At 61.9% G+C, this 23638-nt stretch carries 23 protein-coding genes; all 23 read right to left on the bottom strand.

What is annotated here, in order from left to right; all coding sequences use genetic code 11:
- Positions 1-43: 43 nt before the first annotated feature.
- Positions 44-715: a response regulator transcription factor gene (locus tag OKA05_RS13355; RefSeq protein ID WP_264487653.1), complete on the bottom strand. Its 672-nt coding sequence runs from the start codon at positions 713-715 to the stop codon at positions 44-46.
- Positions 716-718: 3 nt separating this feature from the next.
- On the bottom strand, positions 719-1855 hold the full coding sequence (locus OKA05_RS13350) for an ATP-binding protein (RefSeq protein ID WP_264487652.1): 1137 nt from the start codon (positions 1853-1855) through the stop codon (positions 719-721).
- A 4-nt stretch (positions 1856-1859) separates the two neighbouring features.
- Positions 1860-3113 carry a glycosyltransferase family 4 protein gene (locus OKA05_RS13345; protein ID WP_264487651.1) on the bottom strand — a complete coding sequence of 418 codons (1254 nt, stop codon included), beginning with the start codon at positions 3111-3113 and terminating at the stop codon, positions 1860-1862.
- A 66-nt stretch (positions 3114-3179) separates the two neighbouring features.
- Positions 3180-4067: a sulfotransferase gene (locus tag OKA05_RS13340; protein WP_264487650.1), complete on the bottom strand. Its 888-nt coding sequence runs from the start codon at positions 4065-4067 to the stop codon at positions 3180-3182.
- A gap of 79 nt (positions 4068-4146) precedes the next feature.
- Positions 4147-4956 (bottom strand): glycosyltransferase family 2 protein, encoded by an 810-nt coding sequence (locus OKA05_RS13335; protein WP_264487649.1) that lies wholly within the window; start codon positions 4954-4956, stop codon positions 4147-4149.
- Between the two features lie 24 nt (positions 4957-4980).
- Positions 4981-5973 (bottom strand): glycosyltransferase, encoded by a 993-nt coding sequence (locus tag OKA05_RS13330; RefSeq protein WP_264487648.1) that lies wholly within the window; start codon positions 5971-5973, stop codon positions 4981-4983.
- A gap of 11 nt (positions 5974-5984) precedes the next feature.
- Positions 5985-7121 (bottom strand): NAD(P)/FAD-dependent oxidoreductase, encoded by a 1137-nt coding sequence (locus tag OKA05_RS13325; protein ID WP_264487647.1) that lies wholly within the window; start codon positions 7119-7121, stop codon positions 5985-5987.
- Positions 7118-7930, bottom strand: coding sequence for a sugar phosphate isomerase/epimerase family protein (locus tag OKA05_RS13320; RefSeq protein WP_264487646.1), 813 nt, complete (start codon positions 7928-7930; stop codon positions 7118-7120). The genes OKA05_RS13325 and OKA05_RS13320 overlap by 4 nt, the downstream gene beginning before the upstream one ends.
- Before the next feature lie 11 nt (positions 7931-7941).
- Positions 7942-8712, bottom strand: coding sequence for an NAD-dependent epimerase/dehydratase family protein (locus OKA05_RS13315; RefSeq protein WP_264487645.1), 771 nt, complete (start codon positions 8710-8712; stop codon positions 7942-7944).
- A 24-nt stretch (positions 8713-8736) separates the two neighbouring features.
- Positions 8737-9552 carry a hypothetical protein gene (locus OKA05_RS13310; RefSeq protein WP_264487644.1) on the bottom strand — a complete coding sequence of 272 codons (816 nt, stop codon included), beginning with the start codon at positions 9550-9552 and terminating at the stop codon, positions 8737-8739.
- A gap of 42 nt (positions 9553-9594) precedes the next feature.
- Positions 9595-11094: an MBOAT family O-acyltransferase gene (locus tag OKA05_RS13305; RefSeq protein ID WP_264487643.1), complete on the bottom strand. Its 1500-nt coding sequence runs from the start codon at positions 11092-11094 to the stop codon at positions 9595-9597.
- 54 nt (positions 11095-11148) lie between these two features.
- The gene (locus tag OKA05_RS13300; RefSeq protein WP_264487642.1) at positions 11149-11862 is read right to left on the bottom strand and encodes a class I SAM-dependent methyltransferase; all 714 of its coding nucleotides are present in this window, start codon (positions 11860-11862) and stop codon (positions 11149-11151) included.
- A gap of 59 nt (positions 11863-11921) precedes the next feature.
- Positions 11922-12791 (bottom strand): FkbM family methyltransferase, encoded by an 870-nt coding sequence (locus OKA05_RS13295; RefSeq protein ID WP_264487641.1) that lies wholly within the window; start codon positions 12789-12791, stop codon positions 11922-11924.
- Between the two features lie 44 nt (positions 12792-12835).
- A complete protein-coding gene (locus tag OKA05_RS13290; protein ID WP_264487640.1) occupies positions 12836-13759 on the bottom strand; it encodes a glycosyltransferase family 8 protein in 924 nt (307 codons plus the stop codon).
- 119 nt (positions 13760-13878) lie between these two features.
- Positions 13879-14778, bottom strand: a complete 900-nt coding sequence (locus OKA05_RS13285; protein WP_264487639.1) for a hypothetical protein — start codon at positions 14776-14778, stop codon at positions 13879-13881.
- Positions 14775-15929 carry a glycosyltransferase family 4 protein gene (locus OKA05_RS13280; RefSeq protein ID WP_264487638.1) on the bottom strand — a complete coding sequence of 385 codons (1155 nt, stop codon included), beginning with the start codon at positions 15927-15929 and terminating at the stop codon, positions 14775-14777. The genes OKA05_RS13285 and OKA05_RS13280 overlap by 4 nt, the downstream gene beginning before the upstream one ends.
- A 47-nt stretch (positions 15930-15976) precedes the next feature.
- Positions 15977-16723, bottom strand: a complete 747-nt coding sequence (locus OKA05_RS13275; RefSeq protein WP_264487637.1) for an FkbM family methyltransferase — start codon at positions 16721-16723, stop codon at positions 15977-15979.
- A gap of 76 nt (positions 16724-16799) precedes the next feature.
- On the bottom strand, positions 16800-17375 hold the full coding sequence (locus OKA05_RS29295; protein ID WP_319800655.1) for an acyltransferase: 576 nt from the start codon (positions 17373-17375) through the stop codon (positions 16800-16802).
- Between the two features lie 49 nt (positions 17376-17424).
- Positions 17425-18576: a glycosyltransferase family 4 protein gene (locus tag OKA05_RS13265; RefSeq protein WP_264487636.1), complete on the bottom strand. Its 1152-nt coding sequence runs from the start codon at positions 18574-18576 to the stop codon at positions 17425-17427.
- Positions 18577-18637: 61 nt separating this feature from the next.
- Positions 18638-19561 (bottom strand): FkbM family methyltransferase, encoded by a 924-nt coding sequence (locus OKA05_RS13260; RefSeq protein ID WP_264487635.1) that lies wholly within the window; start codon positions 19559-19561, stop codon positions 18638-18640.
- 58 nt (positions 19562-19619) lie between these two features.
- Positions 19620-20840, bottom strand: coding sequence for an acyltransferase family protein (locus tag OKA05_RS13255; protein ID WP_264487634.1), 1221 nt, complete (start codon positions 20838-20840; stop codon positions 19620-19622).
- Complete coding sequence (locus tag OKA05_RS13250) at positions 20837-22018, bottom strand: glycosyltransferase family 4 protein (protein ID WP_264487633.1); 1182 nt, start codon at positions 22016-22018, stop codon at positions 20837-20839. The genes OKA05_RS13255 and OKA05_RS13250 overlap by 4 nt, the downstream gene beginning before the upstream one ends.
- Positions 22019-22041: 23 nt before the next feature.
- Positions 22042-23607 carry a lipopolysaccharide biosynthesis protein gene (locus OKA05_RS13245; RefSeq protein ID WP_264487632.1) on the bottom strand — a complete coding sequence of 522 codons (1566 nt, stop codon included), beginning with the start codon at positions 23605-23607 and terminating at the stop codon, positions 22042-22044.
- Positions 23608-23638 lie beyond the last annotated feature (31 nt).

The following is a 23638-nucleotide window of genomic DNA, read 5'->3' as shown; positions in this document are numbered from 1 at the left end:
TCGCCGGTAGGGATTTTCCCTACACGTCAGCAGGCCTCCCGGCCTAGACTCCGTCGCGATGCACCCAGGCGATCGCTCGCTGGAGTAGCTCGGGACCGTCCTTCAACCCTAGCTTTTCCTTGATTCGCGCCCGATATGTTTCGATCGTTTTGACATCTAGCATCAGTAAATCCGCAATCTGTTTGGTACTAAAACCTTTCCCGACAAGTTCGAAGACTTGAAGTTCTCGATCTGCGAGTATTGAGACAATCTCAAGCGGTTCGCGATTCGCGGGTCGCCCCATCGAGCGTTCTAACACCTGCCGTGTGATCGCTTCGCTCAGGTAGATCCCTCCCGCGAGGACTTGCCGGATCGCCCGCATGACGTGGCGGCTGGCTTGTTGCTTGGTGATGTAGCCGCGAGCCCCGGCGTGAATGCAGCGCTCCGCATAGACCATCTCGTCCTGCATCGAGACCACCAGCACCTTGATCTCGGGAAAGCGGGCTTGCAGGTCTTTGATCAGCTCGATGCCCAGCGAGGACTTCAGGGTGAGATCGACGATCGCCAGGTCAGGGTCCAAGGCCGCAACGAGGTCGAGCGCTTCGTGCCGGTCTTCGGCTTCGCCGCATACTTCGAGATCGGGCTCCCGCTCGATCAATTCGACCAGCCGTTCACGGATCATCGGATGATCGTCGACCAGGAGAATCCGGGTTTTTTCCTGGGGGATCTCGGTCATGACTCAGGCTGCAGAGAATGCCACTTCTTCCAGCTCGCAGGACACGCTGGTGCCGCGAGGCAGACGGTGCGCGATCTGGAAGTCAGCTCCGATCATCCGGGCGCGATAGGCCATGATGCGCAGGCCCATGCCGTCCGGGTTTCGCGGTACGCGAATGATCCCTTCGCCATCATCATCAATGTTGAGCTTCACTTGCCCGCGGGTGGCGGCTAGGGAGAGGGTGACATGTTGAGCCCTGGCGTGCTTGGCGGCGTTCACCACCGCTTCCTGGGCGATGCGATAGAAGTGGATACCGACCGCGTGTTGGCAGGGTGGTACGGGGCCGGAGCATTCCACGGTGCACGACACTTGGAAGCGCCGGCTCATCGTTGCGGCGAGTTCGCGAAGCGCGAGTTCGAGGCCTTCGGTCTCCAGTCGCACCGGGTAGAGCCCCCTCGCGAGGTTGCGGGCCTGGTTGATCGAGTCGTCGATCAGGTCGGCGATACGGGCGGCGTCCTGGTTGGCAGAGACTCCCTCTTTTTCCAAGCGCTCCTGAAGCATGTTCGCGCTGAAGGCGACGCTGACCAATTGCTGGCACAGGCTGTCATGGAGGTCCTGGCCGATGCGCACCTGCTCGCGGTCGCTGATGTCCAGGATGCTCTTCTCAAGTTCACGGTTTTCGACGATCTGCGCCTCCAGCGCGGCCGTGCGTTCCTTCACCCGCTCTTCCAATTGGGCGTTCAAGGAGCGGGTGGCCGCCACCAATCCTACCGCGACCAGGAACGTGCCAAAACGCATCAAGGCGTTCCAATAGGGCGTGAAGGTAGGGCCTTGCCCCGTGCCGCCATTCATGTCCGCGGTGAACCATATCGAAGCGGCCAAAAGCGCGGCGATGACGCCGGAGCGGAAACCCGCGACATGACCGACCAGCAGGACGGGGATCAGGTAGAGCAAGGATCCGCTGAGCTCAGGACCGGAAACCCAACTGAAAATCCCGATGACCGCGATGAGAGCGGCGGCCAGCACCCAGACCACGACCGGCGAACGGTCTTCCAGCCAGCGCAGGCTGCGCATCAGACCCGGCATCGGACGGTCGATCACCGTGCTTTTGGCTGCCGCTTGGCCGGTTCCGGATCGGGTGATGGAGGGCGTGGATGACATGGCTTCAGCACGGCCCGCTCCGGGTCTCCATGGCGACCCGATAGGCGTCGGCAATGGCCTGATCGTAGCGGGCCGAATCGAAGTAAGCGATCAACTTCGACCGGCTTTCGGCCACCTTGGCGGGAAGTTCGTCGCGGTGGCGCGCACAACCCATGACCGCTTGTGCGAGGCCGTCGACGAGTCCCGCGATATCGGTGATCGGAATCGCAGAGCCACCGGCCATGCGAACGATCTCTCCCTGGGCGCTGGTATCGGCCACCACAGGATAGCAACCGGCGAGATACGCCTCGAGCAAGGTCACCGGCGTGCTTTCGCGGAAGCTCGGGAGGAAATAGACGTCCGTGGCCTGGAGCGCGGCAATGTAGTCCTGCCCGCTGAAGCCGGGGTGAAATTCGACGCGGTCTGTCAGGCCAAGCCGTTCCGCCAATTTCATCAGCACCGGGACCTCGGGCCCTCCTCCTGCGACGGTGTAGCGGAAGTCGATTCCCGCGGCCGCGACCTTCGCCAGGGCCTTCAAGGCGAGGCTCACGCCCTTGCGTCCTTCCATGTTTCCGCCAGCGAACAAGCGTAAGGGACCTTCCGGCGTCATGCCTTCCGGCCTGCGGAATTTCTCCGCCTTGTCGGCCGGGATCGACGCGATCGGCAGCTTCACCAGCGGCTTGTCACCGCGATGGGGCTTGAGCAGCAGCTCCGTTTCCTCGTTGGCGGCGAAGACCACGGCACTGTTCCTGACGCAGTCTTGGAATCCCTGGGAACGCAATGCACGGGCACTATTGAGATCCCTCGCAAACTCGAATCCCCGCGCTGCCGGGCTGAGCATCGAACGGAATGCGGCCGGGATGTAGCCCCCGCCACCGATCGGTCCCCAGACGAGCGGTATGGGCAACTTCCACAGCGGCGAAGGAATCCGCCAGGTCGCGATCGTCACCTGGTGGCAGAGATCAAAGCCGATCTCACGATGCCATGCCTGTGCGGCTTCGAGAACGATCGCCATGTAGTCGGCAAACGATTTCCAGCTCTGCAGATGCGCGAGAAAGCGGTTCTGCAGCCACGGGCGATTCTCCCCGAGAAAACGCACCGTCACGTTGGGCGGGACTTTGCCTTCGCTCCGCGCCCGCTCCCAGCCCTCCTGATGGCGGGTGTGGCTCAACACCCACACGTCGTGTTGCCGGGCGATCCGGCACACGGCGGTCCATCCGACCCCGGGCTCGGAGCCTTGGTAGGGATCGCAGGCGTACGCAGATACCAGAACTTTCATGTCATTGGCGTTCAGTCGATCTGAGGGGTCTAACCGGCCGGTGTCTACGGAATGAATTCCCGGAGATTAACCTTGCTGACGATGGGCCTCCAACAGCTCTTTGGCGCGATTTAAGACCCATGCGAGCGACTGCCGGTCGAAATAGCGCCGCACCGGTCCCAGAAATGGTCGCAAGGGTCTCGCCAGACTCATGGCTTGCTCAAGTTTACTTACTTGGGTTGGCTCAAGCCGCGCCCTCTTTTCCACGTCGTTGTTCTTGAACTCCCCGGTGACCTCCCGCATCCAGTAGCAGTTCTCGGCCGCCAGCTTCAGGCTGGATTCACCTTCCAGCCACTCTCCCTGCTCACGCACTCCGAGGAACTCCAGGATCTGCTCCAGCACGCCCGGAAGCGAGTCGTAGGAGACATCGATCCTCCGGTCCGGGGGGACTCTGGAGAATGCGTGCTCATAGCTCTGTTGGAATACCGCAAAGCGAAACGGATTGCGGTTCTTTTCCCCGAAGCCCACCCGGAATTGTGATTCGAAAACATTCTGCGGATGGCGGCGCAAAACGATGAATTTTCCCTTGGTGGAAAGAGGGCCGGCATGCATGCCCACGATCCGCGGCGACTTCCACACCACGGCGCGGATTTGAGCCGGATCCCTCCCGAGCTTGGCCGCCACCGCATGGCCGAGGGCGATCAGGATATCCTCATTGGTTCCGTCCATGCACTCGGCAGCTTCCGCGAGATTGAGTTGGGTGGGCGTGAATGTGGAGGCGATATAGAGGGCGGCCATCCAGAGCCGGTCCTTGCGCTCCTCGGTGCTCAAGGTCCCCAACACTTGGGGGAAGGCGGATTCAGGCGGGCTGACAACTCCCTGGCGTTTGTCGAGGAGGGCGGAGAGCACCGTGCTGCCACTGCGCGGCAGCGAGATAATGTAGGCAAGCTGAGGGACATCTTTGCTGGCTGGCATGGCAGGAAGTAGGAGAATCCGGAGTTCGTGAGGTGGCGCGTTGCGATAGCGGTCAGAATGACAGGGGTGGGTGATCCGTTCAGTGCCCTGGGGTCCGGAACTTGCCCTGACAGACATCAAGGAGTTGCCGCAAGAGCGCCACCAACCCGCCGATGCCCTTGATTTTCGTCGGGGTCTTGCCGCTGGTCGGATAGGTGCGCGAGACCGGGAGTTCCTTGACGCGGAAGCCGCCGCGCGCGGCCTCGATCGCGAGGTGATAGTGAAGCTGGTAACGGTCGAAGCAGGACCGGAAGACGTCGATTCGCGGATCCGTCAGCAGTCGCCGGCTGTAGGCGCGGAAGCCGTTGGTGGTGTCGGTGTAGTGAAATCCAGCGGCGAGCGACATCAGTGGTGCATGGAGCAGGCGCACCGCGAGGTAGCGGCTGGGGGGCGTGTTTTCATGGTGGCCGCCGGGGATGAAACGGGAACCTTGGACGTGGTCCCAGCCTTCTTCCAGAGCGGCAGCGAACGACGGGATGGCGTCCAGGCCGTCCTTGCCATTGCCATCGATCACGACGATGCCGTCGTAGCCTTCCGCCATGCAGTAGTCCATGGCAATGCGCATTTGCGCGCTGAGTTTGCCGGCACCGGTCTTCACAAGCAGAGCCTTGGCGTCGACCTCATGCATCAGGGCCTCGTCGAGCGAACCATCGGTGCTGCCGCCATCGGCGATCACGAGGTCGATCACGCCGGCATGGGCCATCATGGCACGCAGCTGCTTGCGGGCCTTCTCGCCCTCATTGAGGACGAACACGCAGATCGCCCAACGATGGCGGCGCGGGCGTTGCCACCCGACGCGATAGGTCGGCACGCCGTCGTCGTCGCCGCGAATCAACTCAGATGCAGACATGTCAGGAGGTGGCGCGCTCTCCTTTCAGGCTCGGTCCTCGGATTTCCCGACGATGCTCGAGCGCACCATATCTTCGAGCAGCACGGAGCTGTTCGCCTCCTCCGCCATGAAATAGAGCGGACGGCTGCGCACTTCACCGAGGATGGTGCCGACGTACTCGCTGAGCACCGCGAGGATCAGGCACACGAAAAAGAACATGCCGCTCTGTTGCAGCGAGAGCGTGGTCCAGCCCTGCGCGACGTTGGGCTTGGTAAGATAGATGGCCACCACGTAGACCGCGTAGAAGAGGTTCAGCGCCGCGCCGAACAGTCCGGCTGCCGTCACCATCCGCAGCGGGTGGCGGGTGTTCGCGGCTAACAGATCGATCGCCGTGGACACTTCCTCGCGCCAAGAGCTCTTCCGCTCCGCACCAGGCCGTGGCCTCCGCTCGTAGGGGAAGAACTCGTGATGGTAGCCGATCGTCAAGGTCAGCACCCGCAGGTAGCGGCTCTGCTCGCGCACTTGCAGCAGCGCATTGACGGCCTGGCGGCTCATGACCCGCAGGTCGGATACTCCTCGCTTGATGTCGACGCCCAGCCGCTTGCGACAGTAGTTGCGGAACAACTGCCCGATCCATTCGCGCGGGGCCGACCGGGTGACCGAGTTGGTGGCGATCCCGTGGACCACGCCGCCCGTGGCCCGGCAGGCCGCAATCATCGCTGGCAACTGCTCCACCGGATCGGCGCGGGGATCCAGTGTCACCACGTAGTCGCCGATGGCGGACTCGATGCCGGCGGAAAGCGCCATCTCCCGGCCGAAGCTGCGGGAAAGCCGCAGGTAGCGCACGCGTTGGACTCGCTTGAGAATGTCTTTCACCACCGGCGAGGTGCCATCGGTCGAGCCGTCGTCCACCAGGACGATTTCGAAGAAGCGGAACGACAATGACAGCGTTGCATCGAGGTCACCGACGAATTGTTCGAGCAGCGACGCGTCCTGATGGAGCGGGACGACGATGCTGATGACGGTGTTCGGGTCCATGGGTCGGTCTGTCAGGCGGCGGTGGCCGTCCCGGCGGCGAGCAGCTTGTCCAATTCGTCTTCCACGTCGAAGATGTTGTCGATTTTCCCGCCCATGACGTGGACGACGGCCGGCAGCAGCGGATCTTGTTGGAAGAGGATGGGCCGGCCGTCGTCGGTTTCCGTCTGGGGCAGCAGGGTCTTCACCGCCCAGATGGAGTCGTGGTAGGTCGCACCGCGCAGCGCGGGCAGGTAACGCGAGGCATCGGCCAGCATGAACTCCTGATGGGAGGTCTTGGCCAAGGCCTCGAAGCGCTGGTACGGATCGCTCGCCCCGGTGCGGGTGTTTTCGAACCACTGCGCGTGGGGCGTGTAGCGAACATGGCTGAGCGTGGTCAGGCCCCGCGCGGGATACGGCATGAAGGAAAAGAACGGGCCGCACATCATCGTCACGGACAGGCCCTTGAGCTCGTCCGGCAGCTCGATGAGCGCCATCTCGGCGAGTTCGTGCTTCAGCGGAACCAAGGCCAAGCGGGAGCCGGAGGTAAGCAAGTTGAGACCGGCGTAGGTGGCATTGAACACCATGCGACAGGGAAGCTCCGCGCCTCCGGAAAGTTGTGCCACGATTCCATCGCGTCCGGCTTGCGCGGCGAGCACCCGGTTGTTGTAGCGAACTTCGATGCCCGCCTCATCCAATTCGCGCCGGAGTTTCTCGCGCAGGATCGAGAAGTCGAAGGCGCATTCTTCGGCGATCCAGCATTTCTCGGTGAGAGCAGGGTTGAAAAGCCGGGCGATGGACACCGGCGACTCCTTGAGCGGCGCGCCGATCCGCTTCATGAAGACCTCGAACTGCCCCGCGGTGACCTTTGAGAAATAGCGGCCGACCGCGTAGATCTTGGTGAACCGGTCCACGATCGCTTCCCGGTATTTCTCCCGGAAGCGCTCGTAGTTGTGGCGCGACCGATAGGCGGTGATCAGGCTGCGCGGGTAGTGATATCCGCCGTGGACGCGCGCTTGGTTGACCCGCGAGGCGCGCGTCAAAAGGTCGCCGGTCTCCTCCACGATCACCGGGTGCCAGCCCCGCTCGCGAAGCATCAGCGCAATCGAGCAGCCGAAGAATCCTCCTCCGGCGATCACGATGCGGCGCAGATGGTCGGCGGCAGGATTCACCGGATGCCGTAGGTTTCCCGCACCACTTCGATCGCTTGCTCCACCGCCGCGAAGCCTTCCGGTTGGGCACGCATCTCGATCGCCACACTGCCCTGATAGCCGATCTCGACGAGCACCGCAGCGATCCGCCCGTGCACGGGATCGGGCTTCGCAAATGAAACCAGCTCGGGCTGGCTGGCGTGAACGTGCTTCAGCATGCGACCTGCCTGGCGCAGCAAGGGTTCGAAGGTTTCGCCGCTCAGGGCCATTCCCCCGGCGTCCACATGGAGCCCGAAGCCCGGAGAACCCACGGCGTCCACCAGCTCCACGGCATGTTCGAGCCGGGTGCAGAAATCCGCGCCGTAAGCTTCCGGATTGGCCTCGATGACGAGGCAGGATCCCACCGCGGCACACGCATCGCCCACTTCGCGGAAAAAGCCGGCCGCTTGCCGGATGGCTTCGGCGTGGCTCAGGTCGCCCCGCAGGCGGTTCTTGGGAGAGCCGAAGACCAGTGGTCCTGCTCCTGCCCATCCGGCGACACGGCCGGTGGCGATCAGCACCTCCTTCATGGCCTGCCGTGAATCGTCCGGGCCGAACAAGTGCAGGCCATCCGTGCCGAACAGCAGCGCCTGGAAGGAAGCAACCTTGAAGCCTTGTTCGCGGTACCAAGCCGAACGTTCGCGCACCGCGGCCTCGTCGGCGTCGAGCGGATTGCCAAATGCCCGCGCCGGTGCCACTTCGATCTCTGCAAGTCCATGCCCCTTGAGGAAAGCAACAGCCTCTGGCTCGGTGTCGGGCGGCCAGGCAATGTGCGATACGCTGAGGGTCATCGGGCGTGGAATTATCGGGCGGTGCTTGTCTCCGTGGCGAGCCAATCGCCGAGGTCCGACAACACCTGCGACTTGGAGTAAAGATAGGCGCCGTCACCACCCCAGGCGGCAGCGTGCTTTGAACGCATGTCGTAGCCGGCCGGCGCAGGTCCGGTGCCGGCCAGTTCCTTGCCGGGGAAAAAGTGATCGCGAATCTCCGCGGTGCCAAGCGGGCCGCTGCTCACGTTGAGCATGTCCAAGCCGAGGCCCCACGCCTGGTCGATGTCGCCTGCCAATCTACGAAGGTCATAGTACTGGAAGACACCACCGGGATGCACCTGATGGAGGTTGTTGCCGTGGATCAGGTCGTAGATCACGTTCTTCTTCAGGCCGGGGCCGAAGAGGCCCGGCAGGCGCAGCACCAGCAATCGGGGAAACATTTCCGCGATCCGCTGCTCCGCTCGCAGGCGATGGAGTCCGTAGGCGTGATGCCCCGTTGTTTCGATAGCAGTGTCCTCGTCCACTCCGCGCGGCGAAGGATAGACATCGATGGTCGAGATGAGGGTGAACCTTTCCGCTCGGACCTCGGACAAAGCGCCTAACAGGCGCTCGATGCCCGCCGAGTCCTCTTCCGGGTGGAGGTTCGCCCACCACTTCATCGCTTGGATGCCGGCGCACACGACATGCTCGAACTCGCAGCCACGGATGCTGTCGATGTCGGAGGAACGGTAAACGGAGTCGTACGAGCGACGGGCGAGCAGATTGCGTCCGACAAAACCGCTATGACCGATGAGAGCCGTCATGCGAAGGGCGTGGTGGCTTGTGAATTAATGGCCGAGGCCTTTCCGCAGGGATCTAACAGTTCGTGCCGCGCTCGGGGCCGCCATGTGGACGCCATCGGTGAGTGTCACCAATTCACGACTGGCCTCGGTGCCCAGATCCCACCACTCGGAGCCGCTCTCCGCGACCAAGGTCGCCATCCACGGGGGCGGGGACGAACCCGCTTCGCGACCCGGGGGGAGCCACACAAAGACGGTGCGAGAGCCTTTTTCTTGGAGCCGGTGGAGCAGCGGCACGAGTTCGTCGATGAGGATGCGTTCGTCGGCGGACAGCGCCGTCTTCGAGGTATCGAGACGGGCAGGAAGGCTTGCCACCTGAAGATCTTCATCCACTCCCGGATCGCCGAAGCCGCCGATCTTCTTCGCGAGCAGAAGGGAGTAAAAGAACGCGGAAGGCCGGGCATACGAGCTGATCGCCGGCACCCGCATGCCGGCTTGGAACCAGGGTTGCTCCATCGCGACGCCCACTTCCGAAGGTTTCCGCTGCAATGCCAGGTGCAAGGTGTTGCCCTCGATCACCAGCACCGGTGCCACCGGCAGGAAGCCGCGGTCCATCGCGCGCAGCGCATCCACCGCGCTGCCGCCGTCGCAACCCATGTTGGCGAATCCGGCGAAGCCCTGCGAGCGATCCGGCAGGCGTCCGGTGATCGACGAGCCTAACAGCATGATCTCTGCCTTGCCGGTGGTGCCGGCCTGGATCCGGCCCAGTGACGAGAAATAGTTCGACTCGCTTTTCGTGGTTCTACCGCCGACGGCACGCAATGCCACGGCTTGGACGCCGAAGCAGGCGGCCAGGGTCAGCATCAGTATCGCGAAATAGCGCATCGTCCGTGAATCCGCTGCCGGTTAGAACTGGAAGTAGATGAAGCCCCGTGGAGCCCCGGGATTCGTGATGATGAGGAAGAGCATCACGCCGTGCAGCACCGGCTCGAGCGGCGAGCGGAGCAGTTTGGCGGCGAGCACTTCACGGTGCTCCCGTAGCCAGCCCCACGCGTGGTAGAGCACCACTGCGGTACCATAGAAGAAGAGTGAAAATGCCGGCGGTCCGGAGAATCCCGTCTTGCCACTCAGGATACCTTTGAAGAAAGCGGCGATGCTCGCCATGTCGGGCATCAGGAAGGTCAGCCACAGCAGAGTGACGGCGTGGAAGGTGAAGAACCACGCGCACACGCTGCCCAGAAGACCGGCGGCAGTTGGCGGGGTGGTGGTTCCGGTCGCTTGTCCTTTATCTCCTTCTCCCTTCCTTCTTCCCCACAGCCGCTCCGCTGCTAGCAGCAGTCCGTGCAGCGTGCCCCACAGGGCGAATTTCCACTCCGCCCCGTGCCATAGTCCGCCGAGGAACATGACCAGGAAGAGATTCACATAGGTCCGTCCCGGTCCCTTGCGATTTCCCCCGAGCGGGATGTAGAGGTAGTCGCGCAGCCACGCGGACAGCGACATGTGCCAGCGCCGCCAGAACTCGGTGATGCTGGTCGAGAGATACGGGAAGTTGAAGTTGATCGGGAAGCGGTAGCCGAACATCGCCGCCAGCCCGATCGCGATGAGCGAGTAGCCCGCGAAGTCGGCGAAGATCTGCAGCGAGTAGGCGTAGAGCAGCGGGATCAGGTTGAGCGGGCCGGATGCCGCCAGGCCTTCCGGCCCCAGTGTCAGGCCCGCCGTTTGCTCGGAGAGATTGTCCGCTACGAAGACCTTCAGGAAGTAGCCGGCGATCAACGCCCGCATCACCTGGTGCCATGGGATGTCTTCCAGGCGCTTCGCGGCGATCTGCGGCCAGAAGTCCTTCGCCTTGACGATGGGGCCGGCGACGAGCTGCGGGAAGAAGAGCAGGTAGAAGCCGATGTCGCGGATTCCTTTCGCGAAGCGGCCCCCCTTTGACATCAGCGCGTCACCCTCGCGGGTCACTTCGCCGCGGGCGACATCCACGATCATGCTGATGCCGTGGAAGGTGTAGAAGGAGATGCCGATCGGCAGCGGGATGGCCTGGGCCGCGGCGACCCATGATGGCGGGAGGAATGGCAGCCCTCCGGCTATGAAAGGCAGGTATTTGAAGATGCCCAGCAGCGCGAGGTTCATCACCACGGCGCCCCGGGTCCATTGCTTCACCTTGGCCTCATCGCCGGCGACCTTGTGGAGAATGATGCGGCCGGTGGCGAGGCTGTTGCCGACACACGAGATGGCGAGCAGGCCAATGAGTTTCGGATCTTCCCAGCCGTAGAAGATCACGCTGGCGATCAACGCGACCGTGACCTGCCATGCCTTCCCGTGCCGGCCACCCGACCAAGGCGCATAGTAGAGCGCGAAGGTCGCGACGAGGAGAGCGAGGAACTCCCAGGAATTGAAAAGCATCGCGGTGGCGGGAAGACGGAAACGGGTCGATTAGCGATGGTGCCGTTGTGCGTCTCAGCTACCAGACTTGTTACGATTGATAATGCCCTCCAAATCTGTCCGCTTCCAGAGTCCCAACTTCCGAACCGGGAATCCGGGGATCCAATCATCGATCCATGCAATCGGCTCGGGGAAGCCGAATGGCTCAAGCTGGAGATTGAGTTCGCGGAATGAGCCCGTTGGGATGTCCGAGTTGTGCTGGCATTCGGGGTGCGTGGTGGTCAGAAGGTACTCGATCTTGCTTCGGGAGAAATTATCAAGCGCACGGTGCACCAGGTCCGTGGACAAATGGAACAAGACATCCCGGCAGAGCCATAGGTCCACCTCTGGAAGCGGGTCGCTGGTAATATCCATCTGGCAGAATCGGGTCCGCTCGTCGGCGTAACGGGAGGTATTCTGAGCGATGAGATCCTGCACGATGTCCGCGCCAATGTAGCTGACATTGTCACGCGCAACCTCCTTGAACCAGTGATAGTCTCCGCAAGGGGCGTCGAGCATCTTGGTCACTCCCAGATTGCGCAGCAGAATCGGCAGCTCCCGACGGATATTCTCCGTATACTCCATCGTTGATCCGGGGCCGGACGCGCTCTCCTCATTCACCCACCCCCCACTGCGATAGATTCGCGTGAAGGCTTTTTCAGGGGAATCGAAACGCAGGAGAAAACGACGGAGATACTTGGTCCCTCGCTGTCCCAGTATCGAGTAAACGACCTTTTCAAGTGATTTCATGGGATTGTGGTGGTGGCTGGCGAATGGATTGAATCAGTGACTGCGGAAAACGCCGGCTGTTAAGGTGTTAGAGTCCCGTCGTGTGCCGGTGCGAGTGGATCGAACCTGATCCAGCTCGGGAGCTGTCTCCGTCGTTCCGAGCAAATGAGCCACCTGTCGTAGTCGATGTAGTCCGCGACCTCGGGGAAGCCGGACAGGTCGCGGGAGCCTGTGACGATCTTCTTGTACCGGTGAGTGTGAGCCGCAGCATCCAGGAGTCGCTGGACCTTGGCTTTTCCCTCGTCCACGAGGAAATCATGAATCTCAATGATGATCACTGCGCCGGAGAATGCGCGAAATGTTTCTTCATCGAAGAGGCCGAACTCACCCCCTTCGATGTCGACCAGGATCACGCAGGACTGGATGTCAGCGGGAGGGAACTCCTTGTGGAAGTCTTTGGTGGCGATTCCTTTGACCACGATACGGTCGGAAACACCATTCAAGCGGGCGTTCGTCTTGATCGCATTCTGACCCGCCTCAGTGGCCTCGAAGCAGTATGCGGTGCGGAACATGTCGGACACCAGGACGCCCACGCCGTAGTAGCCATCGGCTGCGCCAAGGTCGACAAAGATGCCGTGCTTGTCAGAACTCTGCTGCAGTTCTTCCAAGACCTCTTTCTCATAGAGGCCGAGCAACATCCCGGCCCTGTCTTCGAGGCTCCAAGAAGATTCAGCTGAAAATTTGAGCCCTTTGAATTGGCCATACTTGACGGTCGAGTCCAATTGGCGATCGAGCTTGATCGAAAGAAACTCGTGCCTTCTCCGCATCACCTTGTAGATCCAATCTTGCGGGATGATCGAGCAAAGTGACCACCGGGCGAGCGCCGTCACACTCCGGCCAAGGCCTTCACCGCGTAGCTTTTTCAGGTATGATTTAACGAGTCGCTTCATTGGATGGTACTACGGAAATTATCTGCCTTCGCGTGTCGCTGATGCTACCGTGGGGCACTGAAAGGAGTGCGGGCCAGGACGTCATAGAAAAGGTCCGAGTGCGGGTGAGCCGGCTTGGTCGGGCCGAACCGGATACCCTTCTTGCGGGCAATCCGGCCAAGCAGGGTTGCCGGCACCTTTGCCCAAGGCTTGGCTCCGCAGTAGTGGAGCAACTTCACCTCACCAATGTCGATCGGATCGTACTGGAGGCGCCACCGCGGGTGGGTAAACAGCGGGGCACACGCGTTCCATTTGGGATGCAGTTCCTTCCACTTCGCGTTTCCATTGGCGTCAGCCAAGGTGTGGTTCAAGGCATCCTGATCGGGATAATTGGCGGACCACGCACCGGAGATCTTGTGAAGGTAATCGATCGCGCCTTTGGAAACTTCCGCCTCTTTCCAAGCGTCGACATCGACGACAATAAGGCCGCTGTTGCCGTATCTCTCAAGTCCGAGGCGCTTGTTAAAATGTTTGAGAGGCGCCCGGACAAAGCCGGCAGGGAATCCATCAAGCGGAATGGTCGTCAGTTCGCTGATGTCTCCCAAGGCGATCACATCCGCATCCACGAAGATCGCCCTTTTGACGGATTCAGGCAAGATCAGCGGCAGGATGAAAGGTGCGGCAAAGCAGAGGGCCGGTCCCCACGATGAATCATTGCTCCCAATCAAGGCTTCCACCTGGGCCTTTATATCGGCCGGCAGCGTGTCGAGGGACGAGATGTGAAGCCTGCAGCGTTCCAAGGATTCCTCGCAGAACCGAGCCAATTGCTCTCTCGCTGGCACTGAGCCATCAACGTGAAGCCAGTATACTTCGAGGTCCATCTCCTTCGGGAGATGCTGGCGAACGCTAGCCAGGAGACAGGCAACCATGGGCGCGTAACCCGAGTCGCTTGTGATCAGCAAATTGAGAGCGGGAGGGGTTGGGTTCATTTCATTTGACGGACAGCTGCCCTGCCAGGCGGCGGAGGAATAATTATAGCGGACCGAGGGCGGGCGATTTCTTTGACGGCGTGTTCGTAGGAAGTTGGAAGTAGGAAACTGAAGCCTGACTAGGCAAACCTTGCTCGGATCGCTCTCAGCCGATTTACCATTCCTCCGAATACGGGCGAGTCGGAGATCTTCACGGCCATCCGCATGCGGAGCAGCTCGCCCCGGGATAGTGGCACGGCCGGCTGGTGGCGGATTTTTAGCGGCGGCTTTTCAGGCAGGCCGTAGATGGTGGCAATGTCATCGAGATGAGCCCGCCACATCTGGCCGGGAAAGTGGAGGGCGGCACAGGACTCCATCGCGAAGTCGTATTGGACGTTCCGCCGGCTCCGCTTCAGGTCCTCCGGATCATACAGCTCCATGTCAGGAAACAGGTAGGCCATGATCTCCTGGTCAGTGTTGTACGGCAGTGTGGGGTCGAACAAGCCGCGCTCGAGCATCGACTCCATGCGGGCGAATGGGAACTCCTCGGACAGGTAGTAGAAGCCGGAGTTCACCCGCCGGGGAATCTGCTCGCGGATCCACTCGCGGTCGTTGGCCACACCATTGTACCAAGACCAGGATTCCGTGGAAAAGGCGTTCGGGCGGTCGGGTGCGGCGAAGCTGTCCGCGCCGCGCAGCCAGACAATGTCGGAGTCGAAGTAAAAGTACGGCCGTGGGATGCACATCGGCAGCTCCAGCTTGGCGAAGTAGCCGCACCCATCGAGCATGGCCCGGATCTTGGGAAATTCCGCCAGTCTCTCCCGCAGGATTGGCTGCCGGTCTGCCGGTCCGACCATCCGGACCTCCATCCCTTCCGCGGCCTCGCGCAGGATTGCCAGGTCGCCCTCGTCCAGCGAGCCATCGTTGTGAATGTCCAGCCGGTGGCTCTCCGCGAAATGCCGCCGGAACGTGGCCACGGCATGGACCCCGATGTCCATGGCACCCTTGTGGATCAAGGTTACGGCTGAACTCTTCATCATGGTAGATTTGCCAGCTCGCGGTAGATCGCGGCAAAGCCTTGGGCGGTCCGGTCGGGGCGGAGATAGGCGCGATCTTCCTCATGGTGTCCGCGGCCCAGCGCTTGGGCGCGGTCTAGGTCTTGCATCACATCGGACAGGGCGGCCGCGAGTCCCTCGGCGTCCAGGGGATCGACGATGCGGCCGTTGATGCCATTCACGATGTAGCCGGCCTGGCCACCGTGGCGGCTGGTAATCACCGGTAGCCCGATCACGCGCGCTTCTTTCACCGAGTTCGGGCTGGTGTCGCCGCGGGTGGGCAGCACGAAGGCCCAGGCGCCCTGCAGTTCCCGCTGCATGACATCCCATGGCAGGAGTCCGAGGCAGCGGACATTCTTCAAGCCGGCGGCATCCACGGCGTGCTTCATCTCTTCATCTCCGGCAAGCCGCAGCTCCCAGGTACGCCCGGGCAAGATCTTCATCGCCTCCACAAGCAGGTCGAAGCCCTTCCGGCTACCCGCTCCGCCCACGTAGAGAACGTAGGGCTCGCTGGCAGTGGGTTGCCAAGGGACCTCGTAGAAGCGTGGATGCACGCCATACTCCACCAACCTGCACTCCGCGGAGGGATCGATCTCCTTGACCCGCGCGATTCCCCACTCGGATTCGCAAGTGACGATCGTGGCGGACCGGATCATCGCGGGTTCGCCGGCCACCATGCGTCGCCATCGCCAGTCCTGCGGCAGGCCGCCGATCTTCTGATACTCGGTAAGCACACCCTGCATGGAAAGGATCGTAGGCCCGTCGAAATCGCGAAGGGCTGCCGGATAGATCAGCTCGGTCCCCCAGGCGTGGACGAGGTCGGGCTTCAAGCGCCGCAGGAACTTTTTCAGAATCCGGCGCGCGGGCAAGTTGCCCAAGGCGAGATCCACACTCATCGACGATGCGCGCAGGCGGTGGAAATGTTGGCCAAACTGTTCCAACACGATCTCGCTGGCCCCGCGGCGATCCAGAACGATCCAGTGGATTTCAAACTCCGTGAAGTCCGCGAAGCGTTCCGCAAGTTGCGGAAGCCACGTACATCCTTGTCCGCCGCCGCGCCCCGTGGCTTTGCCTTCGAGGGCACCCCACGGGAAATCGGCAAGGATTGCGATTCGGCAGCGTTTCTTACCGGTCACGGCAGTTGGATGATGAGAGGGATTGCTCGGGAGCTGCTTTCCAACGGCTACAGGTCCTCCTTCCGGAGCAACGTGTGGTTGCTGCCCCCCTTGTGGATGATCCGGTAACCGCGCGTGAAGAGCCTGCCCAGCATCCGGATGGTCAGGCTTCTGGGGATGCCCGCAAGTACGCCATTGTGAAACTCCACCGCGATTTGGCGCACCGGCGTTCCATCCTTCAGAAGCGAGTCCAGCACGCCGTACTCGGCTCCTTCGATATCAATTTTGAGAAGGTCGATATGCTGGTGCCCCAGGCGCTTCATCAGGCTTCCCACCGTTTCGCAGGGCACGCGGATCGGTGTGCCCGTCGCGGACGGCTCCGAAGGGTCGCGATCGCGGGATACCCATGAACCTTCAGCGGGATTCGGTGGCGGAGCGAGTTCCAGTTCACCATCGTAGCCCGCGAGCGCGAGCTGATGATACTCGAATTCGGGCCGCTGATGCTCCGGCAGCTCCATGGTTTCCATTCCCGTTGGCGAAGGATCAAGCAAATGGATCTTGGGCCCGAAGCGGTCGGCGATCGCGTGCTCGAAGCTGATGTCACGACCGATTCCGGCGCTGTAAACCACGCTGTCGGGACCGAGGCCCCGGGTTAGGACGGTCCAGTTGCAACTATCGGTCGGGTCTCCAAGATCTTCGAGCCCGTCAATAGGGCGGTGAAGCAGGGAGTAGAAGAGGTCATGCCGTATTCCGGCAACCAGTGCCCGGATCGAAGCGGGCCGGGAGGACCCAGTGAGTGCTCTGTCGAATGCCATAGGATTTTGTGTGCCATCCCCAGCAGGGTGATGGCGGCTTGGGCTTATCTCCGGATAAAAGAGGAGTGAAACGATATCAGATCGGCGGTGCTGAGACCAATCGGATCACCTTGGCCGGGTTGCCTGCTACCAGAGCCCCGGCCGGCACATCCGACGTTACTACCGATCCAGCTCCCACCACGGCCCCATCTCCGATGGTCACGCCTTTGAGGATGATGGAGTGTGCTCCGATGAAAACCTGCCGCCCGATTTTGATGGGTGCCATCGCCACCGGCCTTGCGGAGCCCAAGGGGATCTCGTGCATGTCGGAGTCGCACAGCAGGCAGCCTGCGCCGATCAGCGAATCCTCGCCGATCTCGATGCCAACATTGGCGACGATCTGCAGGGACGAGACGCCGGCACCGCGCTTGAGTTCCAAAACGGCGCCGTCTTCGACACTGAGTGTCATCGAGCCGGAAACTCCCAGCCAGTTCGACCACCGGGCCGCATTGATCGTAACGTTTTCGCCGATCACGATCCGGCCACTGCCCTTCCTGCGGATGTACGGGAATCCATTGACGATCGCGGAGCCGGCCGTTTCGCACCCCTTCCACCGAAGCCAAGCGACGGAGAGAGTCCTGATGGTCCGGAGGATGATGGGTTTGACTGGCATGTCAGGTAGCCGCTTCTGTACCGTGCGAGGATTCGCACCGGCGCGGAGGCTATTCGCCGATCCGCTGCAGATGCTGGTTGAGCACTTGCTCCAGCCTTCCGAACGAGAGCTGCTCGCCGATCCGGTCATCCGGAACCTGGTAGCCATTCCGGATTTTTTCCCACCACCATTCGGCGGCCCGGGCAATTGCCTGGGGATCGCGCAGTGGGACCACAGAGCCGTTCACGCCTTCTTCCACGTAGTCGTTGGCCCCGGTATTGGGAGTGAGAATGACGGGAAGGCCGCAGGCCATGGCTTGCAAGGCGGTGCGTACCAAACCTTCTTCAAGCGAAGGCAGGATGAACAGGTCGGCGGAGCGGAGTCGCTCCGCCAATTCGGATTCCGGCAGATAGGATGCCCATTCGATCGGCAGATCGTTGTAGTGCGCCAGGATCGGCTTGATCGAATCCGTGATCGATTCCGTCAGGAGAAATCGCGCGTTGGGAATCGCCTGACGGATCAACCGGAACGATTCAAGCAGGTAGGGCGTTCCCTTGCGCAGCGAAAGTCCGCCCGTGTTGATCACGGTGAACGGCCGGTCGGCGGGGCGTGGAGTTCGCAGCGAACCGAATACCGAAAGATCGACAGGAAAAAAGACCCGGAGAATCTGATCGTCGCGAAATCCGCGTTCCAGGAATGATTTCGTGACGAACTCGCTGGGTGAAAGGACATAGTCAACGTCCTCCATCATCGCCAGTGCCCGGCGGTAGTGCTGGCGCGAGATCGGCGGGTAGTTGCAGCCCCAGGTGCGGTGTTCCTCGGTCAGGAGATTCCAGAAGTTCTCAGGATGGGAATTCCCGCCATCCAGGAACGTCTTGCCTCCATGACGGCGGGCGTGGCGGAAGCAGGAATTGGCATAACCGTAGCTCGATAGCACGTGATCGCCGGGCACCAGCTTGGTCCGGGACCAACGGTCGAACGCAGGGTGCAACGAGAAACGGAACGACTCGGCGGCAAAGGGCGACAGGCATTTCGCGCCGGCGTAAGCCAAGAGGCCCAAAGGAGGACAAAGGCTGTGCTTCTCCGGGGCAATTCCCGGGATGCCTTTCCTCGTCCAGAGGAGACATTTCCGCAAGCGTCCTCCAGCATCCAGGACGCGGGCGTAGTTGTTGTAGTAGTCCGTCCGGAAGGGAACGGTGATCACGAAACGAGGATCGGGCATGGTCGCGTTGATCAGTTCTGACACTCTGCCGTGCTGCTGGGATTGCGCGTCCGCGAATCCTTCACTTCGCTGCGTTGCGAATGCGCAGCCGTTCCTTGGCGGCAAAATCCCCGCCCAGCTTCCCCTTGGAAGAAGGGAAAATCGTGAGATCCACGTAGAGCACCGGTGACAGGCCGAGTCGGAGGAAATGATGGAGGTCCAGGTAGTCTTCCCATCCATCCGACAGTGAGAAGGTGCTGAGGAGAGCCCCTTGGGACTCATACACGATCACCTGATCGTAGCCGAGATCGCGCAGGCCTTCCATGCCCCGCACGAATTCCTCCGGCGGGAATCCCGAGTGGCGGATGTTGTACTCGATGCATATCACCGGCTGATCCTTTGTGAGCAGCTCGCGCGCACCGCGCAGGATTTTCCATTCGTAACCTTCGACATCCAGCTTGAGCAGCCCGCACGGCAGGGACCGTCCGGAAGCCACCGAGTCGAGTGTGCGAAAGGACATCGGCGCGCCCCCGGCCTCGGGGATCAGGGTGGCGTTCCAGCCGTCCTTTTGAACGGTCACGTTTTCATTGCCTTCCGACTCGGAGAGGAACGTGTCCACAAGCTCGACGCGGTCATAGATGCGGGAGTTCTCGCGGAATAGCGCGGCGCATTTCGGATCGCCTTCCACACACATCACCGGCACGTCGGCGGCCTGACGGATGATGGCAAGCGTATCGCCCACGTTGGCACCCACGTCGATGGCGAGATACTCGCCGGTGGTTTCCTTGAGGTAGCCGGCCAGTCGTCCGATCTGCGAGCCGTAGTCGGGATTGACGGCATACTCAAAGGGGATCGTGCTGTCCGCCGGCATCGCCAGAGTGGCGCTGCCTACCTTGGCCTGCACGATGCCGGGGCGCAAGACGGGCAAGACGCGACGGCGGACCCGGGAGAGTTTGACACCGAGGGGGGAGATGAGCTTGTTGATCAGTTCGGCGAGGCGGGTCATGATCGTTGATGAGAAGGTAGGTTCCGCGGAGGGATGGTGTTAGACGGGAGAACGGCTGTCAGGGGGCAATCGGCTTGGAGTGGAACCATTTCGATCCGAGCCTGATGAATGGCAGCTCGACGAGGTGGTAGCTGGCCACGGACAGAACGAAGGTCAGCGGGAGGGCAATTGCCGTCGTCCAGATCAGGCAGTCTTGCCAGGTGTGAGCGAGTCCCTTCTGGTAGAGGAACCACTGGACGGCGAGGATCACGGGAACGTGCCAGAGGTAAACGCTGTAGGAGATTTTCCCGAGATACAACGGCCAGCGCGACTCGAAGAGGAATTTCCCGATCCGCTGGGCGAGTCCGGTGCGGCCGGCAAGCCCGTCCGTCAGCCATGCCATCATCAGGATCCAGATGATGATGGCCGTCCATCGGCCGGTGTAGTCGGTTAGATGCCCTTTCGCCAGGGAGCGCAGATCGTCGCCAGTCACGAGAAGGATCGCGACGATCACCAGTGCGACCAAGCTGAAGGAAGAATCCGCGAACACTTCACGCAAGGAACCGGTGTGGCGGCAGATCCACAAATAGACCGAGTGCGAAACCATCCCGATCACGAAGAACTCGATGCTGAATGGAAGGAAGGACGGGTAGGTCAGCATCTTCATCTGGCCGAACAGCGGCTGGCGGATCGCCAGGAAGATCGCGAGCCCGACCAAGAGCCCGACCCGGGAGAGCACATTGTGATTGAGCAGCCGGTGCAGCAGGGGTGCGACCACGTAGAACTGGAACTCCAGCGAAAGGCTCCAGAGGACACCGATGAAAGCCGTGGGCGCGTAAGGGAGGAGCGAAGGGGGGATCAGCCCGTTCGTCATGGTGAGGACCGCCAGGCAGTTCCCGGAAAACTGGCCGTCAGTAGCCTCCCATTGCGCCGCGAAGTGCGCGAGCTTCGGCGTCGTGAAGAAGGAAGGCCACCATTGATGGAGAAGCACACCGACCACTTGGTGAAGGAGGATTCCACTGATCGCGGCAAGCAGCAGGACCGGGTAAATCCGGAATAGCCGTCGACCCATGTAGACACCATAGGATTCGCGGCGCGCGGTGATCAGATGGGCGATCACAAAGCCGCTCAGGATCATGAAGCCCTGGACCGCGAATTTCGATTCGGCCAGGACGCTACCCCATGGATGCGCCGCCAGATGCCCGCCGCAGAAATCAATGAGGTGCTGCGCGACCACCCACATGGCGAGGTATCCGCGCAGCGACTCGAGGGCGACGATTTTTCCGCGGGGCGAACTCACGCGGAGGTGCGGATAGGGGATCGAAGGTAGAGCTCACGGTGCTTCCGCACCATGCCAACGCGGGTCATCTCATGGTCGATCACATGTTGGCGCCCGGCATTGCCAAGCCGTTGGCGCAGGGCCGGATCGCTCATCACGCGATCAAGCGCCGCGGCGAGGGCCTCGGGATTCGCGGGCGGCACGAGCAAGCCGGTTTTCTCATCGATGATTAGATCGGGAATCCCGCCGACCCGGGAGCCGACGCAGGCGGCACGCCCGTAGAGCGCCTCCTGGAGGGAAAGCCCGAGCCCTTCCGCGAGGGAGGGCATGCCGAAGACCGCCGCCTCGGCGATGAGCTGGCGCGCCAGGTCGTCGGAGACATCGGTCAGGATATCCACCCGGTCGGCGATGCCGTGCCTTGCGACCGCTGCGGCGAGTTCTGCCGGCGTGCTGTCCGAGGCATGGCGACCGGCGATGACCAGACGCCACTCGGGGTGCTTGTCGGCAATGCGGCCGAAAGCGTCCGCGAGAAATGGCTGCCCCTTGCGGCTGCCGACGGTGCCGAGGCACAGGATGATCGGCCGTTTTGAACGTTCGGGCAGGACCGAATCGTCGAGAATGGAATGGTAGATCTGGCGGAACCGTGAACGGACAGGAAAGAACCAGCGGCGCACCGCGTGGTAGTCGTGCTTGGAAACCGTGGCCTCCCACTCGACCGCCGCCACCTGCCGGAGCTTGGCCGGTAAGCAAAGGCACATCGCCGCGAGGCGGTAGGGAAGCGACCGCTGCGCGCCGACGAAAAGCCAGAAGCCAAACGCACCGTGATTCGTGCTGACGCAACGCAAGCCCGCTTGCGAGGCGGCGGTAATGACGCAGTGGCTCCACGAACGTGAATTCCAGCCGTAGGTCCCGCCGTGGTGGAAGTGGAGCAGCTCGATTCGCTCCGCTTTCGCCCAGGCAATCAGCCGCTCGATCTGCTCGCCGGAATGGTCGGCAGGGTTCCACTGGAAGTGACCTGAGAGGCCCTCATGGCAGGGGACCGGGCGAAGGGTTGCGGGGGTATCCTGCGATACCAGGCAAACTTCGAAATGGCTGTGCAGACCTTCGATCAATGCCCTGACCAGAACCTCGACGCCCCCATGTTGGCCCAAGGGACATTCGATGCAAAGGGCGATGCGTTTTGGCGAACCGGACTCCATCAGATCAAGGAACGGAGGAGATGCTATTCGGCCTCGGACGTCGCGGCGGCTGGCCGGCGCGAGGGGAGGAAGCGTCTTACGGAACGGACCACAAGCCCCCGGATTTCATCCCGCACTTCGGGAGAGACCCCGAGAAAGGCCACGCACAAAAGCGCGATCGCGGACCCGACGGCCGCTGAGACCATCAGGCCGTAGTAGCCCGGCAGCGTGCGCGTCAGCAAGGTGGCGCCGCACGCCGCAGCGATGGCCAGCGGAAGCACGAAGGTGGGGCGGAGGATGGCATTCCAGAGCAGGGCCTTTCGGGAATGGCCGGTGATCCGGCCCAGATAACTCACGCCAGACCAGAGGCTTCCGAATATCTGGGGCAGGGTGGTGGCAAGGATCAGTCCGCCCATGCCCCAGAACTTCACGAACACCAGCGCTAAGGCGATCATCAAGGCGGATTCCACGAAGGGCACGTACTTGGTGCGCCCGACCGCCTTTTCGATCCCGACGATGCCGAAGGCTGCGACTGCGGCCACCGACACGTAGGACTTCAATGCCCACAGCCAGTCGTTGACCACACCCCAGGTCATCCGCCCGCCGGTCCAGAGAGCCAGGAAGCTCTCGTTGTTGGCGGCGGCGACCACGAAGGCGCAGCCGGCGATGGCAAGCACCAGTTGGGTGACGTCCGTCCAGCGCTTGGTAAGCTGCTGCTTTTCCCCGCGGACGTAGATGTCGCAAAACATCGGCAACGCGACGTCGTAGGGCTTGACCACGAGCTGCCTCACGATTCCAAACGGGCGGGTGCATACCGCCCACACGGCGACCGCTTCCAGACCGAGCAGCCGCGGGAGCAGAAGTGCCGGAAGGCCATTGGCCACAATCCCGCCGACCTGGATGACAAACTGGTCGCGGGAATAGGCCCAGACGGAGTTCCACTCCTCCCGCGTTGGAAGTCCCAGCGAGCCGCGGGCGGGAAACAGGCGCAGCTTCACGCAGGCGATGACATTAAAGGAGATGCTCCAGACCAGTCCCGCACCTTGATTGGCCAGCATGGCGTAGATTCCCCACCCGGCCTTGAAGCCCAGATGCAGGACGGTATAGTAAACCACGAACAAGCCGATCTGGCAGACTTGGAGCAGATCCTGGCGGTGGTGGATGTACAGGGGCGCGCCCAGCATCCGGGTCGCCATGGTCACGGCGGAGACCGCCACCTGGCCAAGCATCACCCATACGAAGATTCCACGCAGGTCGGAAGGAATGCCGATGAGCTGGGGGGAAACCCAGGCCGCTGCCGAGCCGGCTGCAAGCATCACCAACGCGACCAAACCCAGCGCGCCGAGTCCCGCGGCAAAGTAGCGGCCATACTTTCCCGACTCCTGGTCCCCCTTGCATTCGAAGAGGTGGCGGAGGAACGAATTGGTCATCCCCGCCTCCGCGAGGGAAAGGTATCCCACGAGCGCCGAAATCACGCTCCACAGGGCGAACTCGGCCTTCCCAAGGTAGGCCAAGGCCAGCGGGATCGACGCAAACGAATAGAATACTTGGGCTCCAAGTGCACCATATCCAAGCAACACGCCACGAGCCAGCAGGCCTTTATGATTCATGTCGTGGCTTGATGCGGGAACGCCGGGTCGG

It is taken from the genome of Luteolibacter arcticus, from assembly GCF_025950235.1.
In the GTDB taxonomy this organism is placed as follows: Bacteria; Verrucomicrobiota; Verrucomicrobiia; order Verrucomicrobiales; family Akkermansiaceae; genus Haloferula; species Haloferula arctica.
Note: the sequence above shows the minus strand (reverse complement) of the source record. Positions and strands in the feature narration are given on the sequence as shown.

Coding starts and splice junctions, on each gene's coding strand:
- OKA05_RS13320 (WP_264487646.1), bottom strand. CDS start 7,930: ATGACCCTCAGCGTATCGCACATTGCCTGGCCGCCCGACACCGAGCCA.
- OKA05_RS13275 (WP_264487637.1), bottom strand. CDS start 16,723: ATGGCATTCGACAGAGCACTCACTGGGTCCTCCCGGCCCGCTTCGATC.
- OKA05_RS13300 (WP_264487642.1), bottom strand. CDS start 11,862: ATGAAATCACTTGAAAAGGTCGTTTACTCGATACTGGGACAGCGAGGG.
- OKA05_RS13250 (WP_264487633.1), bottom strand. CDS start 22,018: ATGGAGTCCGGTTCGCCAAAACGCATCGCCCTTTGCATCGAATGTCCC.
- OKA05_RS13260 (WP_264487635.1), bottom strand. CDS start 19,561: ATGACCCGCCTCGCCGAACTGATCAACAAGCTCATCTCCCCCCTCGGT.
- OKA05_RS13285 (WP_264487639.1), bottom strand. CDS start 14,778: ATGATGAAGAGTTCAGCCGTAACCTTGATCCACAAGGGTGCCATGGAC.
- OKA05_RS29295 (WP_319800655.1), bottom strand. CDS start 17,375: ATGCCAGTCAAACCCATCATCCTCCGGACCATCAGGACTCTCTCCGTC.
- OKA05_RS13245 (WP_264487632.1), bottom strand. CDS start 23,607: ATGAATCATAAAGGCCTGCTGGCTCGTGGCGTGTTGCTTGGATATGGT.
- OKA05_RS13310 (WP_264487644.1), bottom strand. CDS start 9,552: ATGCTGACCCTGGCCGCCTGCTTCGGCGTCCAAGCCGTGGCATTGCGT.
- OKA05_RS13350 (WP_264487652.1), bottom strand. CDS start 1,855: ATGTCATCCACGCCCTCCATCACCCGATCCGGAACCGGCCAAGCGGCA.
- OKA05_RS13290 (WP_264487640.1), bottom strand. CDS start 13,759: ATGAACCCAACCCCTCCCGCTCTCAATTTGCTGATCACAAGCGACTCG.
- OKA05_RS13335 (WP_264487649.1), bottom strand. CDS start 4,956: ATGTCTGCATCTGAGTTGATTCGCGGCGACGACGACGGCGTGCCGACC.
- OKA05_RS13345 (WP_264487651.1), bottom strand. CDS start 3,113: ATGAAAGTTCTGGTATCTGCGTACGCCTGCGATCCCTACCAAGGCTCC.
- OKA05_RS13295 (WP_264487641.1), bottom strand. CDS start 12,791: ATGAAGCGACTCGTTAAATCATACCTGAAAAAGCTACGCGGTGAAGGC.
- OKA05_RS13265 (WP_264487636.1), bottom strand. CDS start 18,576: ATGCCCGATCCTCGTTTCGTGATCACCGTTCCCTTCCGGACGGACTAC.
- OKA05_RS13355 (WP_264487653.1), bottom strand. CDS start 715: ATGACCGAGATCCCCCAGGAAAAAACCCGGATTCTCCTGGTCGACGAT.
- OKA05_RS13315 (WP_264487645.1), bottom strand. CDS start 8,712: ATGACGGCTCTCATCGGTCATAGCGGTTTTGTCGGACGCAATCTGCTC.
- OKA05_RS13330 (WP_264487648.1), bottom strand. CDS start 5,973: ATGGACCCGAACACCGTCATCAGCATCGTCGTCCCGCTCCATCAGGAC.
- OKA05_RS13340 (WP_264487650.1), bottom strand. CDS start 4,067: ATGCCAGCCAGCAAAGATGTCCCTCAGCTTGCCTACATTATCTCGCTG.
- OKA05_RS13305 (WP_264487643.1), bottom strand. CDS start 11,094: ATGCTTTTCAATTCCTGGGAGTTCCTCGCTCTCCTCGTCGCGACCTTC.